The organism is Streptomyces sp. NBC_01465 (assembly GCF_036227325.1).
Taxonomy (GTDB): domain Bacteria; phylum Actinomycetota; class Actinomycetes; order Streptomycetales; family Streptomycetaceae; genus Streptomyces.
The window spans coordinates 1,136,491-1,160,411 of the sequence record NZ_CP109467.1; the positions used below are offsets into that span (position 1 = coordinate 1,136,491).

Annotated in this window: 19 protein-coding genes; 7 read left to right on the forward strand and 12 right to left on the reverse strand. The window is 70.7% G+C overall.

Annotation, left to right across the window (positions count from 1 at the left end; genetic code table 11):
- Positions 1-122: 122 nt before the first annotated feature.
- Positions 123-794, forward strand: coding sequence for a FadR/GntR family transcriptional regulator (locus tag OG707_RS05100; protein WP_329114787.1), 672 nt, complete (start codon positions 123-125; stop codon positions 792-794).
- Positions 795-800: 6 nt separating this feature from the next.
- Here OG707_RS05100 and OG707_RS05105 read toward each other — a convergent pair whose 3' ends face one another.
- Genes OG707_RS05105 through OG707_RS05125 form a run of 5 tightly spaced genes read right to left on the reverse strand, consistent with a single transcriptional unit; the run spans position 801 to position 6,557 of the window.
- Positions 801-1,835 carry an ABC transporter permease gene (locus tag OG707_RS05105; protein ID WP_329114790.1) on the reverse strand — a complete coding sequence of 345 codons (1,035 nt, stop codon included), beginning with the start codon at positions 1,833-1,835 and terminating at the stop codon, positions 801-803.
- Entirely contained in the window at positions 1,832-3,355 is a 1,524-nt protein-coding gene (locus tag OG707_RS05110; RefSeq protein WP_329114792.1) for a sugar ABC transporter ATP-binding protein, read from the reverse strand. Before OG707_RS05110 ends, OG707_RS05105 begins: the two co-directional genes overlap by 4 nt.
- A gap of 2 nt (positions 3,356-3,357) precedes the next feature.
- Positions 3,358-4,392 (reverse strand): sugar ABC transporter substrate-binding protein, encoded by a 1,035-nt coding sequence (locus OG707_RS05115; protein ID WP_329114794.1) that lies wholly within the window; start codon positions 4,390-4,392, stop codon positions 3,358-3,360.
- 57 nt (positions 4,393-4,449) lie between these two features.
- Positions 4,450-5,226, reverse strand: coding sequence for an SDR family NAD(P)-dependent oxidoreductase (locus OG707_RS05120; protein ID WP_329114796.1), 777 nt, complete (start codon positions 5,224-5,226; stop codon positions 4,450-4,452).
- Complete coding sequence (locus OG707_RS05125; RefSeq protein ID WP_329114798.1) at positions 5,223-6,557, reverse strand: enolase C-terminal domain-like protein; 1,335 nt, start codon at positions 6,555-6,557, stop codon at positions 5,223-5,225. Before OG707_RS05125 ends, OG707_RS05120 begins: the two co-directional genes overlap by 4 nt.
- A 276-nt stretch (positions 6,558-6,833) precedes the next feature.
- Here OG707_RS05125 and OG707_RS05130 point away from each other — a divergent pair, with 276 nt between their 5' ends.
- Positions 6,834-7,853, forward strand: coding sequence for a PAC2 family protein (locus OG707_RS05130; RefSeq protein ID WP_329114800.1), 1,020 nt, complete (start codon positions 6,834-6,836; stop codon positions 7,851-7,853).
- Positions 7,854-7,900: 47 nt separating this feature from the next.
- Here OG707_RS05130 and OG707_RS05135 read toward each other — a convergent pair whose 3' ends face one another.
- Complete coding sequence (locus OG707_RS05135) at positions 7,901-8,893, reverse strand: SMP-30/gluconolactonase/LRE family protein (RefSeq protein ID WP_443071265.1); 993 nt, start codon at positions 8,891-8,893, stop codon at positions 7,901-7,903.
- 263 nt (positions 8,894-9,156) lie between these two features.
- Here OG707_RS05135 and OG707_RS05140 point away from each other — a divergent pair, with 263 nt between their 5' ends.
- Positions 9,157-10,905, forward strand: coding sequence for a S8 family peptidase (locus OG707_RS05140; RefSeq protein WP_329114804.1), 1,749 nt, complete (start codon positions 9,157-9,159; stop codon positions 10,903-10,905).
- Between the two features lie 39 nt (positions 10,906-10,944).
- A complete protein-coding gene (locus OG707_RS05145; protein WP_329114806.1) occupies positions 10,945-11,559 on the forward strand; it encodes a hypothetical protein in 615 nt (204 codons plus the stop codon).
- Positions 11,560-11,628: 69 nt separating this feature from the next.
- Here the strand turns inward: OG707_RS05145 and OG707_RS05150 are convergent, their stop codons facing one another.
- From OG707_RS05150 to OG707_RS05170, 5 genes are all read right to left on the reverse strand, one after another.
- The gene (locus OG707_RS05150; RefSeq protein ID WP_329114809.1) at positions 11,629-14,694 is read right to left on the reverse strand and encodes an NPCBM/NEW2 domain-containing protein; all 3,066 of its coding nucleotides are present in this window, start codon (positions 14,692-14,694) and stop codon (positions 11,629-11,631) included.
- A 109-nt stretch (positions 14,695-14,803) separates the two neighbouring features.
- A complete protein-coding gene (gene mshC / locus OG707_RS05155; protein WP_329114811.1) occupies positions 14,804-16,033 on the reverse strand; it encodes a cysteine--1-D-myo-inosityl 2-amino-2-deoxy-alpha-D-glucopyranoside ligase in 1,230 nt (409 codons plus the stop codon).
- A gap of 203 nt (positions 16,034-16,236) precedes the next feature.
- Complete coding sequence (locus OG707_RS05160; protein ID WP_329114814.1) at positions 16,237-17,040, reverse strand: SCO1664 family protein; 804 nt, start codon at positions 17,038-17,040, stop codon at positions 16,237-16,239.
- Positions 17,004-17,594: a DUF3090 domain-containing protein gene (locus OG707_RS05165; protein WP_329114816.1), complete on the reverse strand. Its 591-nt coding sequence runs from the start codon at positions 17,592-17,594 to the stop codon at positions 17,004-17,006. Before OG707_RS05165 ends, OG707_RS05160 begins: the two co-directional genes overlap by 37 nt.
- 92 nt (positions 17,595-17,686) lie before the next feature.
- Positions 17,687-18,373, reverse strand: a complete 687-nt coding sequence (locus OG707_RS05170) for a histidine phosphatase family protein (RefSeq protein WP_329114818.1) — start codon at positions 18,371-18,373, stop codon at positions 17,687-17,689.
- 47 nt (positions 18,374-18,420) lie between these two features.
- Between OG707_RS05170 and corA the strand changes: the two genes are divergently transcribed.
- Entirely contained in the window at positions 18,421-19,413 is a 993-nt protein-coding gene (corA, locus tag OG707_RS05175; protein ID WP_329114820.1) for a magnesium/cobalt transporter CorA, read from the forward strand.
- Positions 19,414-19,512: 99 nt separating this feature from the next.
- Here corA and OG707_RS05180 read toward each other — a convergent pair whose 3' ends face one another.
- Positions 19,513-20,562, reverse strand: coding sequence for an LLM class F420-dependent oxidoreductase (locus OG707_RS05180; RefSeq protein WP_329114822.1), 1,050 nt, complete (start codon positions 20,560-20,562; stop codon positions 19,513-19,515).
- A gap of 129 nt (positions 20,563-20,691) precedes the next feature.
- Here OG707_RS05180 and OG707_RS05185 point away from each other — a divergent pair, with 129 nt between their 5' ends.
- Positions 20,692-21,675, forward strand: coding sequence for an aldo/keto reductase (locus tag OG707_RS05185; protein ID WP_329114824.1), 984 nt, complete (start codon positions 20,692-20,694; stop codon positions 21,673-21,675).
- Entirely contained in the window at positions 21,660-23,870 is a 2,211-nt protein-coding gene (locus OG707_RS05190; RefSeq protein ID WP_443071472.1) for a helix-hairpin-helix domain-containing protein, read from the forward strand. The genes OG707_RS05185 and OG707_RS05190 overlap by 16 nt, the downstream gene beginning before the upstream one ends.
- The last annotated feature ends 51 nt before the right edge of the window (positions 23,871-23,921 follow it).

Sequence of the window (23,921 nt, forward strand, 5' to 3'; positions counted from 1 at the left end):
AGCTCCCACGGTGCGTACGGTGAAATCTTAGCCCTGAAATAAAGGGACCCCCGTGCGCGAGGGGCCGTTCAGGAGCCATAATCACCAGATACATCGGATGTCTGATGAGGCGAGGTTCCCCCATGGCTGTGACCGACGAGGCCATCGAGAAGATCAAGGAAATGATCGTCTCCGGCGCACTGCGGCCGGGCGACCGGCTCCCCAAGGAGAGCGAACTCGCCGCTGAGCTGGGGCTTTCCCGCAATTCCCTGCGCGAGGCGGTACGCGCGCTCTCGCTGATCCGCATCCTCGACGTGCGCCAGGGCGACGGTACGTACGTCACCAGCCTCGACCCGCAGCTGCTGCTCGAGGCGATGAGCTTCGTCGTGGACTTCCACCGGGACGACACGGTCCTGGAGTTCCTTGCCGTACGCAGGATCCTGGAGCCCGCCGCCACCGCGATGGCGGCCACCAAGATCGGCGAGGCCGAGCTGGACCGGCTGACCGCGCAACTGGACGCGCTGGGCCCGGAGCCCTCGGTGGAGGAACTGGTCGCCAGCGACCTGGAGTTCCACCGGGGCATCGTGCAGGGCTCCGGCAACTCGGTGCTCTGCTCGCTGCTGGACGGGCTCTCGGGGCCGACGACCCGGGCGCGGGTGTGGCGCGGGCTGACCCAGGAGGACGCGGTCAGCCGCACGCTGCTCGAGCACCGGGCGATCCTGACCGCGCTGAAGGACCGGGACGCCGAAGCGGCCCGGTCCTGGGCGACGGTGCACATCGCCAGCGTCGAGCAGTGGCTGCGCTCGACGCTCTGAGACGCGTCAGTCCTGCTTCTCGCCGCTGGCGTAGCGGGAGACGATCAGGGCGACGATGATGATGGCGCCGTTGAGGAACTGGTTCCACAGGGCGGGGACTCCGCCCAGCGTCATCACGTTGAGGACCAGCTGAAGGGTGAGGACGCCGGTGAGCGCGCCGAACAGCGTGCCACGGCCTCCCTTGAGGCTGATTCCGCCGATGACGGCGGCGGCGAACACCTGGAAGATCCAGCCGTTGCCCTGGTTGGCGGCGATGGACCCGTAGTGCCCGGTGTAGAGGATGCCCGCGAAGGCGGCGAGCAGCCCGCCGATGGCGAGGACGATCCAGGTGATCCGGTCCACCCTGATGCCGGCCGCGCGGGCCGCCTCGGGGTTGCCGCCGATCGCGTACAGCGAGCGCCCGTACCGGGTCCATGCCAGTGCGGCGCCGCCGACGGCGAAGAGCGCGAGGCAGATCCAGACGGCGGCCGGTGCGCCGAGCCACGAGGTCATTCCGAGGTAGCTGAAGGAATCCGGGACGTCGATGATCGACTTGCCCTCGGTGATGCCGACCTGGAGTCCGCGCAGCATGGTGAGCATGCCGAGCGTGGCGATGAACCCGTTGACGTTCAGCTTCAGCATCAGGAAGCCGTTGATCGCGCCGATGGCCAGCCCGGCGAGCAGGCAGAGCGGGATCGCCGTCCAGCTCGGAAGCAGGCCGAGTCCGGTGAAGCGGCCGCCCTCCGTGGGCATCACCAGCCACATCGCGATGACCGGTGCGATGCCGATGGTCGACTCCAGTGACAGGTCCATGCGACCGCAGATCAGGATCAGCGCCTGGCCGAGCACCAGCAGGCTCAGCTCGGAGCACTGCTGGATCACGCTGATCAGATTGTCCGAGGTCAGGAAGACCGGCGAGACGATGAAGCCGATCACCATCAGCACCAGGATCACCGGCACGAGCGAGAAGTCGCTCCAGCGGATCAGTTTCAGCCTGCCGCGCAGCGGACTGGCCTCCGCCTTGGTCTCGTTGGCCGCGAGCGGCCCGATCGTGTCGGTCATGTCCGTTCCCCTACGCCTTCCATGGCGGCGACCAGTTCCCCGTCCGTCCACCCGCTGTCGTATTCCGCGACCACTCGCCCGTGGAAGAGGGCGATCACGCGGTCGCACACCCGCAGATCATCGAGTTCGTCCGAGATGATCACTGCGGCGCTGCCGTCGTCGGCGACCTTGCGGACCACCCCGAGCAGTGAGTCCTTGGACTTCACGTCCACGCCCGCCGTCGGCCGTACCGCCACCAGTGCGCTCGGCTTGCGGGCCAGGGCGCGGGCCACCACGACCTTCTGCTGGTTTCCCCCGGAGAGACCGGACACCTTCTGCTCGGGCCCCGTCGTCTTGATGTCGAGCGAGGAGATCATGGTCTGCGCGAACTCCCTTGTACGGGAGGGCAGTACGGTCCCCCACGGCCCGAGCTGGTCGGCCACCGTGAGTGTGGCGTTCTCCGCGACGCTGCGTTCCAGGACGAGGCCCTGGCGGTGCCGGTCCTCGGGGATGTAGCCGATCCCGGCGTCCAGCGAGTGCGGGACGCTGCCCGTTTTCACCGTGACGCCGCGTACGGCCACCCGCCCCGCCGTGGCCTTGCGCATCCCGACCAGGGTCTCGCCCAGCGCGGTGTTGCCGCTGGCCGCGGCCCCCGCGATGCCGAGGACCTCGCCGGGGCGCACCTCGATGTCCAGGGGCTCGAACTCCCCCTCCAGGGCGAGTGCTTCGGTACGCAGGACGGGCTCGGCCGCCTCCACCGCACTCCGCGAGGCCGCATGCCAGGCCGTGGCGCCCGCCGCCTTCTCGCCGGTCATCGCCGCCACGAGGTCCGCCTTGTTCAGCTCCGCGACGGGCGCGGTCAGGACATGGCGGGCGTCGCGGTAGACGGTGACCGCGGTGCACAGTTCGTACACCTCCTGCAGATGGTGGGAGATGAAGAGGAACGCCACTCCCTGGCTCTGCAGATCGTGCAGTTTGGCGAAGAGGCTCTGGATGCCGCGGGCGTCGAGCTGGGCGGTCGGCTCGTCGAGGACGATCAGCTTCGCGCCGAAGGAGAGGGCGCGGGCGATCTCGACGAACTGGACCTGCTCGACGGAGAGGTCCTTGGCCCGTGCGTTGGGGTCGACGTCGACTCCGTACTCGGCGAGCAGGTCGGCAGCGCGGCGGCGGAGCGACTTCCAGTTGATCAGGCGGCCGCCGGAATCGAAGCGGTTGAGGAAGAGGTTCTCCGCAACAGTGAGGTCGGGGACGACCATCGACTTCTGGTAGACGCAGGCGATCTTGGACTGCCAGGCCGCCGTGTCCCCGAAGGCGGGCGCGGGCTCCCCGCCGAAGGTGACCCGGCCCGCGTCCGCCTTGTGGAGTCCGGTGAGGACGCCGACGAGCGTGGACTTGCCCGCGCCGTTGCGCCCGACGAGTGCGTGCGACTCGCCGGGCTGCACCGTGAGGTGGACGTCGTCGAGCGCGACGGTGGGCCCGAAGCGCTTGACGATGCCCTGTGCATGAACCGCCGCGTGAACGGCTGGTACGGCTTGTGCCATGGCTAGTTCTTCCCCAGCTGGTTCGCCCACAGCTTCGGGTCGTCCACGTTCGCCTTGGTCACGAGCGGCGCGGGGAGCTGGTCCTCGAGGCCGTTCGGGAGCTTGATGATCGTGGAGTCGTGGTCGGTCTTGCCGGGCTGGAACGTCCTCCCGTCCAGGGCCGCCTTGGCGTAGTACAGCGCGTACTTGGCGTAGAGGTCGGCGGGCTGGGAGATCGTGGCGTCGATCTTCCCGGACTTGATGGCGTCGAACTCCTCCGGGATCCCGTCGTTGGAGATGATCGTGATGTGGCCCTTGGTGCCGGCCGGCTTCAGCAGCCCCTTCTGCTGCAGGAGCGCGAGCGTGGGCTGCAGGAAGACGCCGCCCGCCTGCATGTAGATGCCGTTGAGGTCGGGGTTGGCGGCGAGCGTCGACTGGAGCTTGGCGGAGGCGACGTCGCCCTTCCAGTCGGTGGCCAGCTCGAAGACCTTGATCCCCGGGTAGTTGGCGGTCATGCAGGACTTGAAGGCCTCGGAGCGGTCGCGGCCGTTGATGGAGGAGAGGTCGCCCTGGAACTCGGCGACCTTGCCCTTGCCCTTCAGCTGCTCGCCGAGGAACTTGCAGGCGTTGGTCCCGTACGCCTTGTTGTCGGCGCGCACCACCATGTAGACGTTGCCCTTGTCGGGGCGGGTGTCGACGCTGACGACCGGGACCTTCTTCTTGTTGAGGTTCTCCAGGGTCGAGGCGATCGCCCCGGTGTCCTGGGGAGCCATCACGACGGCCTTGGCGCCCTGGTCGCTGAACGTCTGGACGTTGGCGACCAGCCTGCCTATGTCGTTCTGCGAGTTGGTCAGCGGCAGCGCCTTGACGTCGCCCGCCTTGACGCCCTTCTCGATGTACTGCTGGTAGGAGTTCCAGAAGTCGCTGTCGCTGCGCGGAAGGTCGATGCCGACCTTCTTGTCCGACGCTCCGCTGCCGGAGTCACGGTTGCAGCCGGCGAGGGCTGTCACGGCCAGCAGTACGACGCAGGCCGCGGCGGCTGAGTTACGCACTCTCATGGGGTCCCGTCCTTGGTGAGTGTGATGGCGCTGAGGGTGAGCTGTTGAGCTGCTGGGTTACTCGGCGGGGCGCAGGCGAAGTCCCTGCATCCCGCCGTCGACTGCGAGTGCGGTGCCGGTCACGGCTGCTGCCGCGGGGCTGGCGAGATAGAGCACGGCTGCGGCGACCTCGTCGGCGGAGACGAGGCGCCCCGACGGCTGGCGGGCGTTGAGCGCGGCTCGCTCGGCCGCCGGGTCGTCGGCCTGGTCCAGGAGGCGGCCGACCCAGGGGGTGTCGGCGGTGCCGGGGTTGACGCAGTTGACGCGGATTCCCTCGCGGACGTGGTCGGCCGCCATGGCGAGGGTCAGCGAGAGGACCGCGCCCTTGCTGGCGCTGTAGAGCGCGCGCTGCGGGAGGCCCGCGGTCGCCGCGATGGAGCAGGTCTGGGTGATGGAGACGCAGCCGGGGCGGTCGGCTGCCACGGCCCTCAGGTGGGGCAGCGCGTGCCGGGCGGTGCGGACCATGCCGAGGACGTTGATGTCGAGGACGCGCGTCCACTCGTCGTCGGTGTTGTCGGCGACGGTGCCGATGGCCCCGATCCCCGCGTTGGAGACGACGGTGTGCAGCGCGCCGAACTCGGCGGCGGCGGCGTCGACCGCTTCCCGTACGGCGGTGTCGTCGGTGACGTCGGCGGTCAGCGCGAGGGTGCCGTCCGGCGCTCCCTTGGTCTCCCGGTCGAGTACGGCGACGCGCGCGCCCCGGGCCAGCAGCTGGGTCGCGATGGCCGCTCCGATACCGGATGCGCCTCCGGTGACCAGGGCCGCGAGTCCTTCGAAGTCGCGTGCTGCACTCATGAGTTGACCTCCAGGGTGGTGCGCCGGGCCTGCCATACGGACCCGTCGGGATAGCGGTGTGCGGTGATCGATTCAGGATGCATCCGGGCGGAGAAGCCCGGCGAGAGGGGGGTGCGGTAGCGGCCGCCCTCGATGACGACGGGGTCGACGAAGTGCTCGTGGAGGTGGTCGACGTACTCGATGACGCGGTCCTCGTCGGTGCCGGAGACCGCGACGTAGTCGAACATCGAGAGGTGCTGGACCAGTTCGCACAGGCCGACGCCGCCCGCGTGCGGGCAGACCGGGACGCCGTACTTGGCGGCGAGCAGCAGGATCGCGACGTTCTCGTTGACGCCGGCGACACGGGCGGCGTCGATCTGGACGAAGTCGACGGCCCCTGCCTGGAGCAGCTGCTTGAACACGACGCGGTTGGCGACGTGTTCGCCGGTGGCGACCTTGACGGGCTGTCCCGCGCGGACGGCCGCGTGGCCGAGGATGTCGTCGGGGCTGGTCGGCTCCTCGATCCAGTGCGGGTCGAACGGGGCGAGCGCCTCCATCCAGCGGACCGCGTCCGGCACGTCCCAGCGCTGGTTGGCGTCGACGGCGATACGGATATCGGGGCCGACGGCGGCGCGGGCGAGCTTCATCCGCCGTACGTCGTCGGGGAGATCGGCGCCGACCTTCAGTTTGATCTGCGCGAAGCCCTCGGCGACGGCCTCCTTGGAGAGGCGGACCAGCTTCTCGTCGTCGTAGCCGAGCCAGCCGGGCGACGTGGTGTACGCCGGGTAGCCGTTGGCCCGCAGCCGCTCGGCGCGCCCGGCGCGGCCGGGTTCGGCGGCGCGGAGGAGGGCGAGGGCCTCGTCGGGGGTGAGGACGTCGGTGAGGTAGCGGAAGTCGACGAGCGAGACGATCTCTTCGGGCGTCATGTCGGCGAGGAACTGCCAGACGGGCTTCCCGGCCGCCTTGGCGGCCAGGTCCCAGGCGGCGTTGACGAGGGCGCCCGCCGCCATGTGCATCACGCCCTTCTCGGGGCCGAGCCAGCGCAGTTGGGAGTCGTGCGTGAGGTCGAAGTAGAGCGAGGCGAGCTGGGCTGCCGTGCGCGGCACGGGTCTGCCCACGACGTACGGGCGGAGCGCCTCGATGGCGGCGGCGGTGACGTCGTTGCCCCGGCCGATGGTGAAGCAGAAGCCGTGGCCCTCGATGCCGTCGCCCGCGTCGGTGCGGAGCACTACGTACGCGGCGGAGTAGTCGGGGTCGGGATTCATCGCGTCCGAGCCGTCCAGATGATCCGAGGTGGGAAAACGGATGTCGAACACCTCGATGTCCGTGCACGACGTGACGGTCGGACTCATGCATGCCCCCATGGCAGATGGTGCGGAGAAGTGCGGCAGAACATCGGACCTTTAGCGGTCATCCGATGTATAGCGCCGGGCATGCCGCAGCGTCCAGGGGGGAGACGAAAATATCCGGGTACAGCTCGGATGAATCGGTTCCATATGGGCAGGTTGCCTGCACTGCTGCCCATACCTGGGGATGTTCAGTCCCCCGCGCAAGGGCTGCGGCGGGGCACCGGGAAAGCCGTAAGGTTGGTGCGTACGCACAAGAACTTCGGAAGAAGGAGGCACTGGGTGATCGAGCTCGAGGGAGTTCCCGAGCTGATCGACCCGGTCATGGTGGCCGCGTTCGAGGGCTGGAACGACGCCGGCGACGCCGCCTCCGCCGCGGTCGCGCATCTGGACCGGGAGTGGAAGGGCGAGGTGTTCGCGGCGCTCGACGCCGAGGACTACTACGACTTCCAGGTCAACCGGCCCACCGTCTTCCTGGACGGCGGGGTCCGCAAGATCACCTGGCCAACGACGCGTCTCTCCGTGGTCCGGATCGGCGGCGACAAGCCGCGCGACCTCGTCCTGGTCCGCGGCATCGAACCGTCCATGCGCTGGCGTTCGTTCTGCAACGAGATCCTCGGCTTCGCCCATGAACTGGGCGTCGAGATGGTGGTCGTCCTGGGCGCGCTGCTCGGCGACACCCCGCACACCCGGCCGGTTCCGGTCAGCGGGGTCACCTCCGACGCGGATCTGGCGCGGACGATGGATCTGGAGGAGACGCGGTACGAGGGTCCGACGGGCATCGTCGGCATCCTCCAGGAGGCGTGCACGCACGCGGGCGTTCCGGCGGTGAGCCTGTGGGCCGCGGTCCCGCACTACGTGTCGCAGCCGCCGAACCCGAAGGCGACGCTCGCCCTCCTCAACCGCCTGGAGGACCTGATCGACCTGCGCATCCCGCTGGGCGAACTGCCCGAGGACGCACGGGCCTGGCAGCTGGGCGTGGACCAACTGGCCGCCGAGGACAGCGAAGTGGCCGAGTACGTACAGACGCTGGAGGAGGCCAGGGACACCGCGGAGCTCCCCGAGGCGTCCGGCGAGGCCATCGCCCGCGAGTTCGAGCGGTATCTGCGCAGGCGGGACGGGGGTCCCGGCCAGGGTCCTGGATCGCACGCCACGGACGGCGAATCGCCCTCGTACCTCCGTGACACCTCCAGCGGCCGGACCCGGCCGCCGAAGCCGCAGCGCCCCGAACCCGGACCGGATTCCGAAGTGCGGCCCGAGGACGGCGAAGGGCCCGACGCACCCGAATCCTCCGACGAATAACCGGCTGACGCGGGGGCGGGGCGGAAGATCTCCCCGCCCCCGCGCCGTCAGACCTTCCGGACCGAGACCACGTCGTAGTCGGTGTCCGGGGTGGGCACCACGTCGAAGCGAGCGTTCGGCAGATAGATCCGGCCGCCCCAGGCCGCCGCCGTCGTGGGGATCCTGAAGTGCGCGGGGTCGGTGATCCTGGTGACCGCCCTGCCCCGTGTGCCGGCCTCGTTCAGCTCGACCACATCGATGGCGTTCAGCTGCTGCTGCACGACGTAGAGCGTGCGCCCGAGCAGCAGCAGACCGTCCGCGTACGGCAGTTGGAGCGCCCCGATGTCGACCTTGCGCGCCCGTCCGGTCCGCGGATCCACCCGCATCAGCGAGCCGCCGTCCGCCACCGTGTCGGCCACGATCAGCGCCCTGCCGTCCGGCGTCCGGGCGATCCCGTTGGCCGTGAAGTCGGCGCCCTGCACCCAGTCGCCGCTCAGCGGGACCGTCGTGACGGCACCGAGCTCGCCGCGGCGTCCGAGCGGCAGCCGGTAGAGCTGCGCCTTGTAGGAGTCGGTGAACCAGGCCGCGCCCGGCGTCAGCACCACATCGTTGACCATCGTCCCTTCCGAGCCGACGGTGTACGACCTCACGACCCGGCCCGTGCGCAGGTCGGCGACCCGGATCTCCCGGCTCACCCCGCCGCACAGGAAGAGCCTCCCGTATTGCTCGTCGAGTTTGAGCCCGATCACCGGGTGGTCGGGGCCCGCCCCCTCGACGACGGTCCTGCCCCGTCCTGTGGCCAGGCTCGCCCGGTGGACGGAGCCGTGGGCGATCGAGCCGACGTAGGCGTACGGGCGCGTGCCGATCGCGATGCCCTCGGGCTGGAAGCCGTTGGGCAGAGGAAAGCCGGAGGGCCATCGCCCTCCGGCTGATCCGGCTGTTCCGGTCGTTGCGGTTGATCCGGCCGCTTCGGCCGCGGCGCCGAGCGGAGTGAGAAGTGCCGCTCCTCCTAAGGCCACAGCCCCCTGGAGAAGTCTTCGACGTGCGAAGGAACGGTGCATCGATCGCCCTTCCGACGAATGTTCTACGGACCCTTCCACCCCATCACACGGCAGTCGCCTCCGCAGTGTTTGGCCGAATTGCTACGTGACATCGTTTTCGCGACAGATTGCACGGGTTGCCCATTCAACTTGTTTTCAAACCAAGTTGGCGCCACGGGGGTGGACGGGCCGCCGTCGACGTAGCAGGGTGAGCGCCGAAGGCACGCGGAGCACAGCACCCGAAGACGCGAAGACACGCAGACTCGAAGGGAGCGGCGAAAGCGATGACCGATCAGGCACTCCCGGGCGACGGACCCGGAACGGCGGGCCCCGGACCCCACGGAACAGGATTCACCTATCAAGGAGCCGCGCCGGAACTGATCGTCGTTGCCCGGGCCGAGGCGAGGCTGCGTGCCGGCGCCGAAGGCATCCGGTCGGCGGCGGGGGCGGACGTATCGGCTCTGTCCATGTTCCTCAGCGACGAACAGCTCGCCCTGGAACCGCTGTTCGGCCACGAGGAGCGGCTGAGCTCGGCCGTTCCCCTGCAGGCCGAACCCGGCCTCCTGGGCACCATGCCCGACCTCTCGCTCTTCTACCGGGTACGGGGCGCGGGCGACCGCGGCCAGGAACTGACCGCCCGGCTCGCGGCTCTCCCCGAGATCGCGACGGCGTACGTCAAGCCCGGAGCCGTGCCCGCGTCGATGCCGCAGCAGCGGCTCGAGGGCGACAAGCGCCTCAAGGAGGGCACGCCCGCGACCCCCGACTTCACCGGCCGGCAGGGCTACTTGAACGCCGCACCCGAAGGCGTCGACGCCTACTGGGCGTGGCAGCGTCCGGGCGGCTCCGGCGAGGGCATCACGGTCGTCGACGTCGAGGGCGCCTGGCAGCTGGGCCACGAGGATCTCGCGGAGAAGCTCGCGGGCATCGTCATCGGCTCGCCGATCCAGGACGTCGCCTGGCGCAACCACGGCACGGCCGTGCTCGGCGTCATCGGCGGCGACCGCGACGAGAAGGGCATCACCGGCATCGCCCCCGGGGCGGTCACCGCGGCGGCGTCCTTCCAGGGCATCGGCACTGCGGCGGCCATCCACGCGGCGGCCGACCGGCTGTCCCCCGGCGACATCGTGCTGATCGAACTCCACCGTCCAGGACCGCGGTTCGACTTCGCGGACCGCGACGACCAGCGCGGCTACATCGCGCTGGAGTGGTGGCCCGACGACTTCGCGGCGATCCGCTGGGCGACGGCCAAGGGCATCCTCGTGGTGGAGGCCGGCGGAAACGGCGCCGAGAGCCTCGACGACGCCGTCTACGAGCGCAGGCCCGACGAGTTCCCCGAGGGCTGGCGCAACCCCTTCAACCCCTCCAACCAGGGCTCGGGCGCCGTACTGGTCGGCGCGGGCGCTCCCCCGCCCGGCACCCACGGCCGCGACCACGGCCCCGACCGCTCCCGGCTCTCGTTCTCCAACTACGGGGCACGGCTCGACGCCCAGGGCTGGGGCCGCGAGACCACCACGACCGGAGGCTTCTGGGACCAGCCCGGTGACCTCCAGGGCGGCGCCGAGGAGATCGCCTGGTACACGGACACCTTCTCGGGCACCTCGTCGGCATCGCCGGTGGTGGTCGGCGCCCTGGCCTCGCTGCAGGGCATGCTCAAGGCCTCGGGGCTCGCCCCGATGACCTCCGACCGGGCCCGTGACGTACTCCGTACGACGGGATCCCCTCAGCAGGACGCCCCGGGACGGCCCGCGTCGCAGCGGATCGGCAACCGGCCCGACATCAAGGCGGCCGTGACCCGGCTGCTGCCCTCGGCGATCGGCTCGGGCCAGGCAGAGCGCTACTGGGACGAGCTCATGCCGTATCCCCATGAACTTCCGCCGCGTCTAAGGCTGTTCGTGGCCGGTGCCTGGCGGAATCTGAACAACCCCGCGCCCGACATCCGCCAGGCGGTGCACACCGCCTTCGCGGGGGGACGGCCGGACGTACGTGTCTGGTTCTCGGACGACGAGGTTGTCGGCCTGGTCGTCTCCGGCTGAACGTCAACGCACCGAATCAAAAGGGAAGGTGACACCCGCATGAGCACCACCCCGCAGATGAGTCAGCAGAGTTACGGACAGCAGCAGGGCCAGCAGGGCCAGCAGCAGGGCCCCAGCACCTCGCCTCCGCAGGCCTTCGGCCAGCAGCAGGGCTACGGCCAGGGTCAGCAGGGCTTCGGCCAGCAGCTGCCCCCGCACATCCAGCAGCAGCTCTCCCAGCTCGGCCAGCAGCAGCCGTACCAGCAGCTGCTCCAGCAGCTCGGCCAGCAGCAACAGCAGCAGGGCCAGCAGCAGCCGTACCAGCAGTCCTTCCAGCAGCCGTTCCAGCAGCAGGGGCAGCAGCAGGGGCAGCAGCAGCACGGGCAGCAGGCCGGCATCCAGCAGATGGGTCAGCCGCTGATCCTCCCGAGCGCGGTCGACAGCCAGGCCCTCACCAGTGGCATCGCCACGAAGTTCTGGGACGTCGTCACCCCGCTGCCGGGCCAGCCGTCGATCCTGTACTTGTTCATCGACAACGCCTGGCGTCCGCTGACCAACCCCAACCAGGTCACGCATGACGAGGTCCAGGAAGCCTTCGCCTTCGGGCAGCAGGTCATCGGCTTCTACGACAACGTCACCAGCGTCGTCACCGCCGTCGTGGTGAACAGGCAGTAGCGCCAACTCCCGCACAGAGGGCGCCGACCGGGCACAGTCCGGCCGGCGCCCGCAGTGCGTCAGAGCCCTCTAGACACAGCTGAACTTCGCGCCGGCCCAGTCGCCGTGGTCACCCGTCTTCGACCCGTTGGTGTCGGTCACCTTCAGATGCACATGCCGCGCACCGGTCAGATCGACGTCCACCGGCACGGCCGCCGATGCCCCGGTCACCTTGGGCGAGGTCCACAGCACCTTGCCGTCCGCCTCGACGGAGAAGGCCACCTCCCCGTAGCCGTTGATCTCGTCGTCGATGCCGACGTCGGCGGTGAGCGAGGTGCAGCGCCCGCCGAGGTAGACCTCGATGTCGGAGTCGGCGTGGGTGCCGATCCCCTTGGTGTACGTCGTCCCGGCGAGGGTGAGGGTGTGGCCGTCGGCCGCGCCCGACTCGCCGTTGGAGCGGTCGCGCTCCGCGGGTCCGTACCCGTTGGTGGACTTCAGCCACGTCAGATCGCTCGCCCAGGTGTCGGCGGTCGGCGGCTCGGGCATGACGGAGGCCCCGAACCGCTGGGTGACCGTACGGTCCTGGCCCGCGGACCGGTAGCGGGCCACGGCGGTGAGCGCCGTGTCCCCCGGTGTCGCGTCCTTGGCCGGGGTGACGGTCAGCTCGACGCGCTGCGTGGTGCCGGCCGGGATGCGTCCGACGGTCGCCGCCGGGGTGACACTCCAGCCCGCGGGGGCGTCCAGGGTGACGTCGGCGCCTGTGGCGTCGCGGTTGCCCGCGGTCACGTCGACGGCGACCTTGCCGGCCACGCCCGCGCCGAGCTCCTGGCCGGGGGCGACGGCAAGCGTGGCGGTCGCGCCGGGCCGATAGCCGCCGACCGCGGCGGTGTCCTTGAGCTCCAGCTCGAAGCTCTTGTCCGTACGGAGCGGGGCGGTCTTGACCTTGACGACGCCACCGCGGTCGTCCCGGTCGTAGAACCAGCCCTGGGCCGCCTTGTCGTACGCCGCCTGCGAGTTGAGCTGCGGCAGCTTGTGGTGGCCGAGCTCGACCTTGCTGGGGGCGTCGCCGGTGTGCACGGTGAACTGGTAGGGCCGCGAGGTCTGCTTCCCCTGGAAACTCCCCTTGCTGGCGCCGATCGAGACCGTGACGTCTCCGGCCCCCGTACGCGGCGCGTCGACCTCGGCGCGCTGGGTGGCGTACTTGCCGTCGCGGTTCTGCCGGGTCACGCCGTCGTCCTCGTACAGGTCGAAGGACGACTTGCCCTGCGGGTAGACGTCCCACGCGAGCGGGGAGTTCGCGGTGCGGTCCGCGTACGACCTGATGCCGGGCCACATCGGCACGCTCGCCCCGGCCTTGACGAAGAGCGGCAGGGTGTCGAGCGGGGCGCTGTAGCCGTTGATCGTCGTCGGGCCCTGGTAGGTGCGTCCCGACCAGTAGTCGATCCAGGTGCCCTTGGGGAGGTAGATCCCGTCGCGGGTCGCGGTGTCCTCGTAGACGGGGGCGACGAGGAAGTCCTCGCCGGTCAGGAACTCGTACTTGGCCGCGTCCGTGGCCGCCGTCGGGTCGTTGGGGTACTCCAGGGCGAGCGGGCGGACCGGGCCGACGCCGGTGGTGTTCGCCTCGTGCGCGTAGGAGTACATGTACGGCAGCAGCGACTCCTTGAGCTTGAGGTACTTGCGGTTGATCGAGACGTACGGCTCGCCCTGCCGGTAGGGCTGCTTGTCGCTCGCCGCCCAGCCGTCCATCGTGATCATCGCGGGCAGGAAGGACTTCCACTGCAGATCACGGGTGTACGTCTTGGGGCTCCCGCCGAAGATCCCGTCCACGTCGCTCGTGGTGTAGGCGAGGCCGGACATGGTCGAACCGGCGTACGTGGGGATCTGCCAGCGGATGAAGTCCCAGGTGCCGGTCTGGTCGCCGGACCACTGCACTCCGCAGCGCTGGGCGCCTGCCCAGCTCTCGGGGGCCCAAGTGAGGCCGCGGGCATCGCTGTTGTCCTCGATGCCCTTGTACGCGGCCTTGCAGCCGTCGAGCGCGAACTTGTAGCCGCTGCCGACCCAGGCCACGTCGAGCTTGGCGACGCGCTGCCCGTCCTTCACCTGCTGGGCGAGGTTGTCGATGCCGTCCTGGGTCCAGAGGCCGAGCTTGGTGTTGCGCTCGCCCAGGCCCTTGGAGGTCTCGGCGAGGTTCTCGTAGCCGCAGCCGTAGCCGTCGTTGACGAGCATCCAGCCGTTGGGCATGTCGTTCTCGACGAAGCCGTCGGCGATCTTCAGGGCGTCCAGGGTGTGGCGCTCGCCGCGGTTGGCGTTGTGGAGGTAGCAGTCGGCGTCGCCGTTCTCCAGGCCGTAGATCGGTGGCATGAAGGGCTTGCCGGTCAGCTTGGTGTACTGGCCGATGACGTCCTTGGAGCTCGGTCCCGCGAAGTAGTACGCGTCGAAGCGCTGCTCCTTCGCGCTCGCGGTGACCGGCTCGTCGAAGGCGTACGTGTTGGGCGCGTACGTGTTGCGGTAGACGCCGTAGCCGGCCGAAGAGAGGTAGAACGGGACCGAGTTGGGGTGTCCCCCGTCGTCCCAGTTGTAGTCGACGCCGACCTCGACGGTCTGGCCGCGGTGCGAGGTGTTGCCGCGGCCGTTCTGCATCCCGGCGCCGTAGAACTGCTCGTCGGCGCCGCGGGCCAGGGTCTGCGTGGTGGTGTCCGCGCTCCAGCTGAGCGGCTTGGTCTCGGACCAGAGCCGGCTGCCGTCGGCGCGGAAGAGCGCGAAGCGGAGCGGGGCCTTGTAGGCGCGCAGGGTGACCTCGGCGGTGCTCAGCTCGTAGCGGTCGCCCCGGTCCTTCCAGTGGGTGCGGGGCGCCTTGCCCTGCGGCAGGACGATGTCCGTGCCGGTGGGATCGGTGAACGTACCGTCGGGCGCGAGTTCGAGGCGGAAGGTCTCGTCGGAGACGAAGCTGACGCGGGCCTCGGCGGTGCCCGCCTTCAGGTGGTAGACGGAGCCCTCCGCGGAGAACCCGGTGATGTCTCCCACGCTGGTGTCCGCAGGATCGGCCGCATCGGCGTGGGCACTGCCGCCCGGTCCCGCGAAGACCGCGAGCAGTCCGAGCAGGGCGGCAACTGCCGCCGATCTGAAGCGCGTTGAGGTGCGCGATGATGATTGCATAGAGCGCTTTTAGCGCAGTAACGAGCACATGACCATGGACAAAACGGGGCAGGCCCCGGACTTCATGAAGAAGTCCGGGGCCTGCTGTGCCGCAGAGATTGCGCAGCCGTTACAGCGCGACTCCGAGCAGGGCGTCGACCGCGCGCGAGACGAGGCCGGGCGCGCCCTCGTCGCTGCCGCCCTCGGCGATCTGGAGCTCGGCCCAGCGGTCCACGGCCGCGAGTGCGGCCGGGGCGTCCAGGTCGGAGGCGAGAGCCGTACGGATCTCGCCGACCAGCGCGTCGGCGGGCCGGCCGTCCGGTCGCGAGACGGCGGCACGCCAGCGGGCGAGCCGCTCGACGGCGTCGGCGAGGACCTGGTCGGTCCACTCCCAGTCGGCGCGGTAGTGGTGCGAGAGGAGCGCGAGGCGGATGGCGGCGGGGTCGACGCCGTCCTTGCGGAGCTGGGAGACGAAGACCAGGTTGCCCTTGGACTTGGACATCTTCTCGCCGTCGAGGGCGACCATGCCGGCGTGCACGTACGCCTGCGCGAAGGGGTGTTCGCCGGTCAGCACCTGGGCGTGCGAGGCGCCCATCTCGTGGTGCGGGAAGGCGAGGTCGGAGCCGCCGCCCTGCACGTCGAAGCCCATGCCCAGGTGGTCCAGGGCGATGGCCACGCACTCGATGTGCCAGCCGGGCCGTCCGGCGCCGAGCGAGGCACCGTCCCAGCTCGGCTCGCCCTCGCGGGCGGCCATCCAGAGCATCGGGTCGAGCGGGTTCTTCTTGCCCGGACGGTCCGGGTCGCCGCCGCGCTCGGCGGAGAGCAGCCGCATGGCTTCGGCGTCCAGGTTGGACACCTCGCCGAAGTGCGCGTCGCTCTCGACGGAGAAGTAGACGTCGCCCTCGAGCTCGTACGCGGCACCCGCGTCCCGCAGCCGCTCGACGAGCGGAACGATGCCAGGTATGGCCTCGACGGCGCCGATGTAGTGCTTCGGCGGGAGCATGCGCAGGGCGGTCATGTCCTCGCGGAAGAGGGCGGTCTCGCGCTCGGCGAGGCCGGTCCAGTCGACGCCGTCGCGAATGGCGCGCTCCAGGAGCGGGTCGTCCACGTCGGTCACGTTCTGGACGTAGTGAACCTGCCGCTTGGTGTCGAGCCACACGCGCTGAACGAGGTCGAACGCGTTGTAGGTCGCCGCATGACCCATGTGGGTCGCGTCGTACGGCGTGATGCCGCAGACGTAGATGCGGGCGACGGGACCGGGGGTCAGAGTGATCCGACCGCCGGTCGCGGTGTCGTGGATCTCGAGGTCGCGGCCCTTGCCAGGCAGGGCGGGGACCTCAGAAGCGGGCCAGGCATGCATGTCATGAGCGTAACCGGACTGCAGTTCTGAATACGACCCGGATCCCCGATCTTGGCCGATCACACGGTCTTGCCATCCCGCCCCCGCTGTGGGCGACCGTTCCGCTCTGCCCGCCGTTGTGGGCAGGCGTTCCGCAGGGCGGAACGGGTGGGCACAACGGCGACGCGGACCGCACGTACCCGCCCCGGGCCCGGGGGACTGCCTCAGACCGGCGGCCAGGGGATCGACGGCCACTCCCCCGACGGCTCGGGGTGCACCCCGGCCCGCAGAAGCCCCGCAACCCGCTCCCGTAGCGCCTCCACCTCCGCAGCAGTGATCAGCTCGCCCATACGGGCGGCAAGCGCGGAGCCGGGCGCCAGCCCGGCCGCAAGCCCGCCCAGAACCTCGACGGCTTCAGCCGTCAGCGCCTCCCCCGCCCACCCCCAGAGCAGCGTCCGCAGCTTGTCCTCCGTGTTGAAGGTCACCCCGTGGTCGATCCCGTACAGCCGCCCGCCCCCCGCCGGCAGCAGATGCCCGCCCTTGCGGTCCCCGTTGTTGATGACGGCGTCGAGAACGGCCAGCCGGCGCAGCCTGGCGTCGTCCGCGTGGACGAGCAGTGCGGTCCGCCCCTCCCCGACCTCCGCCAGAGCAACCGCCTTCCACCCCTCGGCGGGCTCCTCCTCGTCCACCAGGGCGAGCAGCGGCTCGTCGGGGGACTCCTCCGCCTCGATCCAGAGCTGGACCATGCCCTCCCCGTACGGGCCGTCGCGCAGCACCGTGGGCGGGATCAGCCCCCATCCCGTCGCCTCGGAGATCTCGTACGCGGCCACCTCGCGCTGGGCGAGGTTCCCGTCGGGGAAGTCCCAGAGCGGGCGCTCTCCGGCCACCGGTTTGTATACGCAGGCCGCTTCCTCGCCCTCGTACGAGAGCGAGCAGTAGAGCACCGCGTTCGACGCCTCGCGGATCTGGCCGCGTACCGTCAGCTCGCCCTTCAGGAGGAGCGGCGGTATCCGTTCTGGCGCGGGCATACGTGTCCCTCCGGGTCGAGCGGCAGGCTGCACAGCGGGCACGGCGGCCGGCCCGCGTTGACGACGTCGAGCGCGCGCTTGGCGAAGGCCCTCGCCTGGATGCCGGTGAGGCGCACCCGGAGCATCGGCGGGCCGTTCTCCTCGTCCTGGAGGAGACGTTCCTCCGCCTCCGCGAGGTCCTCCTCGGACTCCGCGTCCAGTTCGACGAGCGCCTGCGCCTCGATGATCATGCGCTGTTCGTCGCCGTCCCAGGCCAGCGCCATCGTGCCGACCCGGAACTCCTCCTCGACGGGGGCGTCCAGCGGCGCGGTGTCGGTGACTTCCGCCGGGGCGACGGCCGGCACCGGGGCGTTGCCGCCGGTCCTGCGCACCACCTCGTCCAGCAGTTCGTCGATCCGCTCGGCGAGCGCCGCCACCTGCGTCTTCTCCAGGGCGACACTGGTGGTGCGGATCCCGGACGAGGCCTGCAGGAAGAACGTACGGCGTCCCGGCAGCCCGACCGTACCGGCCACGAAGCGGTCCGGCGGATCGTAGAAGAACACCTGACGGGACACGTCCTGTCTCCATTTTCCGGTGGGAGGTCGGTGGGGGTTCCGCGGGAGGGCGGAAAGGCCTTACAGCCTGTCCACCCTACTGCGCGGAGCGATCACGGTGCTCCCGCGCCACCGCCCACCGCCGCCTCCGCGCTGCCCGGCTTCTCGCGCGGTGCGAGGGAGCCGAACTCGCCCGTGTCGCCGAGGCGCAGGAGAAAGGGGCGCAGCCTGGTGTAGCGGATGGCGGTGAGGGAACACGGGTCGACGTGAATGCGCTGGAAGAGGTCGAGATGCATGCCGAGGGCGTCCGCGACGACCGACTTGATGACGTCGCCGTGCGAGCACATGACGTACACCGCGTGCTCGCCGTGCTCGGCCTCGATCCGCGCGTTCCAGTCCCGTACGGCGGCGACCGCGCGCGCCTGCATGGCGGGCATCGACTCCCCGCCGGGGAAGGCGGCGGCGGACGGGTGCTGCTGCACGACGCTCATCAGCGGCTCTTCGGAGAGCTCGGCGAGCTTGCGCCCGGACCACTCCCCGTAGTCGCACTCGCTGATGCGTTCCTCGGTGTGCAGCGCGAGGCCGGGACTGGCGTCGAGCAGCGGCTGGACGGTCTCGCGGCAGCGCTCCAGCGGACTGGTGACGACGGCGGCCGGAGCCACTCCGGCCAGCCGTTCCGGCAGCCCGGCCGCCTGGGCGAGGCCCCGTTCGTCGAGGCGGACGCCGGGCATGCGTCCGGCGAGCACTCCGGAGGTGTTGGCGGTCGAGCGTCCGTGCCGGACGAGGATCAGCGTGGCCATGACCGCCAGGGTAACTGCGGGTGCGAACGGGCCTCCGAGCGGGAAGAATGCGCGCCGTGATTGTCGACAGCGCCATCTACCGGGACGGACGCAGGACCGAGGGCCCCAAGGACTTCTCCGACGCCCTCGACGAGGCGCGCGCGGCCGGAGACTCCTTCCTCTGGCTGGGCCTCCACGAGCCGACGGAAGAGGAGTTCTCGCTGGTCACCAGCGAGTTCGGGCTGCATCCGCTGGCGGTCGAGGACGCGCTCAACGCCCATCAGCGGCCCAAGCTCGAGGTGTACGACGACTCGCTGTTCGTGGTGCTCAAGCCGGTGGAGTACGAGCCGGAGAGCGACGCCGTGTCCGCGGAGGAGCTGATGGTCTTCGTCGGGGACTCCTTCGTCGTGACGGTCCGGCACGGCGAGGGCGCGCCGCTGGGCGCCGTACGCAAGCGTCTGGAGCACGAGCCCGAGGTGCTCAGGCACGGTCCGACCGCCGTGCTGTACGCGGTGAGCGACGCCGTCGTCGACCACTACATCGAGGTGGCGGCGGAGCTCCAGACCGACCTGGAGGAGCTGGAGGCGGAGGTGTTCGCCCCGACCGGCGGCGACGCGAAGAACATCGCCTCGCGGATCTACACCTTCAAGCGCCAGGTCCTCGAATTCCGGCGCGCCACCGGCCCGTTGGCCGTCCCCATGGCCCGGCTCGCGGCGGCCGGGGTGCCGTTCGTGCACGAGCACGCGCAGCCGTTCTTCCGCGACGTCGGCGACCATCTGACGCGCGCCAACGAGCAGGTGGACGGGCTCGACCGGCTGCTGTCGGACATCCTCTCGGCGCATCTGGCGCAGATGGGGGTGCGGCAGAACGACGACATGCGGAAGATCTCGGCGTGGGCGGCGATGGCGGCCGTGCCGACGATGGTCGCGGGGATCTACGGGATGAACTTCGAGCACATGCCGGAGCTGACGTGGACGTGGTCGTACCCGGCGGTGATCCTGCTGATGGTCGCGATCGAGTTCGTCCTGTACCGGCAGTTCAAACGCCGCGGATGGCTGTAGAGCCGTAACTCCCGCGCGCGTGGGGCGTTGTGCTGCATGACGGCCGTGGCGGGGAGACCCCCCGAGCCCCCACCACGGCCGCAGAGATTTCCTCTTCCGTTACGCGAGACCCGCGCGCTCCAGCGCCTCCGTGCCGGCCCGCAGCGCCGCCACCCTCTCGTCCAGGGTGAAGCCGGCCGGGGAGAGCGTCAGGGTCGTGACTCCGGCCGCCGCGTAGGCCTGCATCTTCTCGGCGATGCGGTCGACCGTGCCGAGGAGCGTGGTCGAGTCGATGAGCTGGTGCGGTACGGCGGCGGCCGCGCCGGGCTTGTCGCCGGAGAGGTACTTGTCCTGGATCTCGGCGGCCTCCTTCTCGTACCCCATGCGCTGTGCGAGCTGGTTGTAGAAGTTCTGCTTGCGGCTGCCCATGCCGCCGACGTACAGCGCGGTGTACGGACGGAACATGTCGGCCAGCGCGTTCACGTCCTCGCCGAGCGCGATCGGCAGCGTCGGGCAGACGTCGAAGCCGTCCATGGTCTTGCCGGCCTTCTCGCGGCCCGCGCGGATGTGCTGGATCGCGGTCTCCTCGAGGTGCTCGGCGGACGGGAAGATCAGCAGCGCGCCGTCGGCGATCTCACCGGTCTGCTCGAGGTTCTTGGGGCCGATCGCGGCGATGTAGAGCGGGATGTGCTCGCGCTCCGGGTGGACGGTGAGCTTGATCGGCTTGCCGGGGCCGTCGGGGAGCGGGAGGGTCCAGTGGGCGCCCTCGTAGCTGAGGCGCTCGCGGGACATCGCCTTGCGGACGATCTCCACGTACTCTCGGGTCCGGGAGAGGGGCTTGTCGAACTTGACGCCGTACCAGCCCTCGGAGACCTGAGGTCCCGACACGCCGAGGCCGAGGCGGAAGCGGCCCTTGGTGAGCGAGTCGAGGGTGGCTGCCGTCATCGCGGTCATGGCGGGCTGGCGGGCCGGGATCTGCATGATCGCGGAGCCGACGTCGATGCGCTCGGTCTGGGCGGCGACCCAGGCCAGGACGGTGGGCACGTCGGAGCCGTAGGCCTCGGCGGCCCAGCAGACGTCGTAGCCGAGGCGGTCGGCCTCCTGCGCCACGGCGAGGTTGTCGCCGTCCATCCCGGCGCCCCAGTACCCGAGGTTGATTCCGAGCCGCATGGCCGCTCTCCTTACCGATCAGTAACGTCCCTGTCGTGGGGACTCTAACGCGCGGAAGTGCGATCCGTCAGGGGTGAGTTGTCCACAGGCTTCCAACGAGTGCGGTGTTGGCCAGTAATCTCAGCGCCCATGGAGCAGAGGCATCTCGGCCGTACGGGCCTGCGCGTATCCCGGATCGGGCTCGGCACCCTCACCTGGGGGCGCGACACCGACGAGCACGACGCCGCCGAACTGATGAAGGCGTTCTGGGAGGCGGGCGGCACCCTCGTCGACACGGCGGACGTGTACGGCGACGGGGAAGCGGAGTATCTGCTCGGGCAGTTGGTGGAGCGGCTGGTTCCGCGGCGTGACCTGGTCATCGCCACCAAGGCGGGCAGCGTGCCCGACCCGGACCGGCGCTTCAACGGCTCGCGCGGTCATCTCCTCTCGGCCCTCGACGCCTCGCTGCAGCGGCTGGGAACCGACTACGTCGACGTGTGGCAGGTGCACGCCTTCGACCCCGAGACCCCGCTGGACGAGACGCTGCAGGCGCTGGACATCGCGGTGAGCAGCGGGCGGGCGCGCTATGCGGGGGTGTCGAACTACTCCGGCTGGCAGCTGGCCAAGGCGGCGACCTGGCAGCTGGCCGCGCCGGGGGTACGGACCCGGCTCGCCAGCACACAGATGGAGTACTCGCTGCTGCAGCGCGGTGTGGAGCGCGAGGTGCTCCCCGCCGCGCTGGACCTGGGGGTCGGGCTGTTGCCCTCGTCGCCGCTCGGGCGCGGGGTGCTGACGGGCAAGTACCGCACCGCCACGCCCGTCGACTCGCGCGGGGGCTCGGAGCATCTGGCGCCGTTCGTCGCCCCGTACCTCGACGAGACCGCGAGCCGGATCGTGGACGCGGTCGCCATAGCGGCGGACGGGCTCGCCACGACGCCGCTGGAGGTGGCGCTGGCCTGGGTCAGGGACCGGCCAGGAGTGGTCGCCCCGATCGTCGGCGCGCGCAACGCGGCTCAGCTCACGGCCGCATTGTCAGTGGAGGCGCTTAGTCTTCCGGATGAGATCTGCCGGGCTCTCGACGACGTGTCGGCGCCCATACACCGCTATCCCGACCAGGACTGGACCGAGCTGTGAGTACGGACCGCCTCGCCACCGAGGCCAGCACCGAGGCCGAGGCCGCCCCGGACAACGAGCCCTCCGCCACGGACACGGCGCCGGAGCCCGCGTCCGACCCCGTCGTGGAGGACAGCGCCGACGCGGAGGACGCCCCGGAGGAGGCGGCCGGAGCCGAACCCGAAGGCGAGGCCGGTGATGGAACGGACACCACCGCTGCCGCTGCTGCTCCGGAGATTTCCGAGGCGCAGGCCGAGCTGGCAGCTCAGCGGGAGCTGCGGGCCAAGATCGAGCAGCGCAAGGCCGAGAAGTCCGAGCCGGTCGCCGCGGGCGCCAAGCTGAGCGGGACCGCCGCCGATCTGCTCGCTGCCGTACGGGCCGTGGAGAGCGGCGAGAAGCCCGCGTTCGTCCCGCAGACCGCGCCCGCGCCCCGGCGACCCGAGCCCGCTGCATCCGCGCCCGTGCGGGCGCAGGCACCGGCGGCTCCGGCCGCGCCGGCCGCCGCGGCGCCGTCCGCCGTCGCTGCCGTACGGGACGTGCTCGTCGAGGGCGGTGCGCCCGAGGCGCTGGCCGCGCCGGCCGCCGAGGCTCTCGGCGATCAGGCGGCGGACGCGCTGCGCGAGGACCCCTGGAAGCTCCTTTCGGTGCCCGGCGTGCGCCCCGAGCAGGCCGACACCTTCGCCCGGGCCCTGATCGGCGCCGAGTGCGCTCCCGGCGACGAGCGGCGGGCCACCGCGCTGGTCGGCTGGCTCCTGGAGCGGGCCGCCCTGCAGGGGCACACGGTGCTGGAGTCCGAGACGCTGCGGGCGGCGCTCGCGGCGCGTTCGGTGCCCGACGCGGACGAGGCGCTGCAGAGCGCGATCGAGGACGGTGCGGTGCTGGTCTTCCAGGACCCGCTGGACGACGCGCCGACACCCCCGGCGGGAGAAGGCGCCGAGGAGGGCGAGGAGGAGCCTGAGCGGCCCGTACGGATCCTGCTGGGTCTGGAGCGGTTCGCCATGGCGGAGGAGATCCTCGCCGACGGTCTCGGCCGGCTGGCCAACGCACCTTCGGCGGAGCAGGAGTTGGACTGGGAGTCGGCCGCGAAGGGCGCTCCCTCGCCGTCCGCGGCCGAGCTGATCCGGGCCGTCGCCGCGCACGGTCTGGTCGCCCACACCGGCGGCGAGGCCGCCCGTGCCGAGCCCGTGGCGCTGATCGCCGCGGCCCGCGCGCTCGGGCTGCGGGCCGTTGCCGCCGCGCACAGTGCGGACGGCAGGAACCGGCTGGCCGAGGCGCTGGGCGACCCGGAGGCCGCGGTCACCGTCTCCGGGCTGCTGGCCGGCGACGAGGGCGACTTCGACCTGGGTCTCCTCGCTGTCGTCGACGCGCCCCAGCTGGACGTCGAGACGGCCGCGGTACTGGTCGAGTCGCTGCCCGACGGCTGCCGCCTGGTCCTGAGCGGCGACCCCGGTGTGCTCGGCTCCGCCGGTGCGGGCCAGGTGTTCACCGATGTGCTGGCCGCCCGTGCGTGCCCGCAGATCGCCTCGCGCACGCCCGACCCCGGGCCGATCGGCGAACTGGTCTCGGGCATCGGCATCGGTGAGCTGAACCAGGTCGAGGCTCCCGGCAAGGAGGTCGTCATCGTCCCGGTGCGCGACGCGGGCGAGGCCGTGCACCGTACGGTCCAGCTGGTCGCCGACTCGGTGCCGCGGGCGATCGGCGTACCGTCCTCCGACACCCAGGTCATCACTCCGGGGCACGGCGGTTCGGCCGGCACCCGTGCGCTGAACACGGCGCTCAAGGAGCGGCTGAACCCGGGTCCCGGCCGCTTCGCCGGCTTCGACCCCGGCGACCGCGTCGCCCATGTCGCCGCGCCCGGCAGGACGGTGTCGGGCACGGTGGTGTCGGCCGACGCCGAAGGCCTGCACCTGGACTGCGCGGGCACGCCCGTGGTCGTACCGAAGGAGCGGGTGGAGACGTCACTGCGGCACGGCTGGGCGCTGACCGCGCACCAGGCGGCCGGGATGCGGTGGCCCGCGGTCGTCGTCGTACTGCCGGGAGACGCGGCCCAGGCACTCAGCCGCCCGTGGGTGTACACCGCCTTCGGCCGCGGTGAGCGTCATCTGTCGGTCGTGCACGGCGTGGACCAGGCACTGCCGCAGGCGGTGGCGGGCGTACCGGCGCAGGAGCGCACGACGCGGCTGCGGACGCTGCTGCGACCGTCGTCCGCCGAGTAACCCGCCACCTGCGAATGCGAAGGGCCGGTACCGGGAGTTCCCGGTACCGGC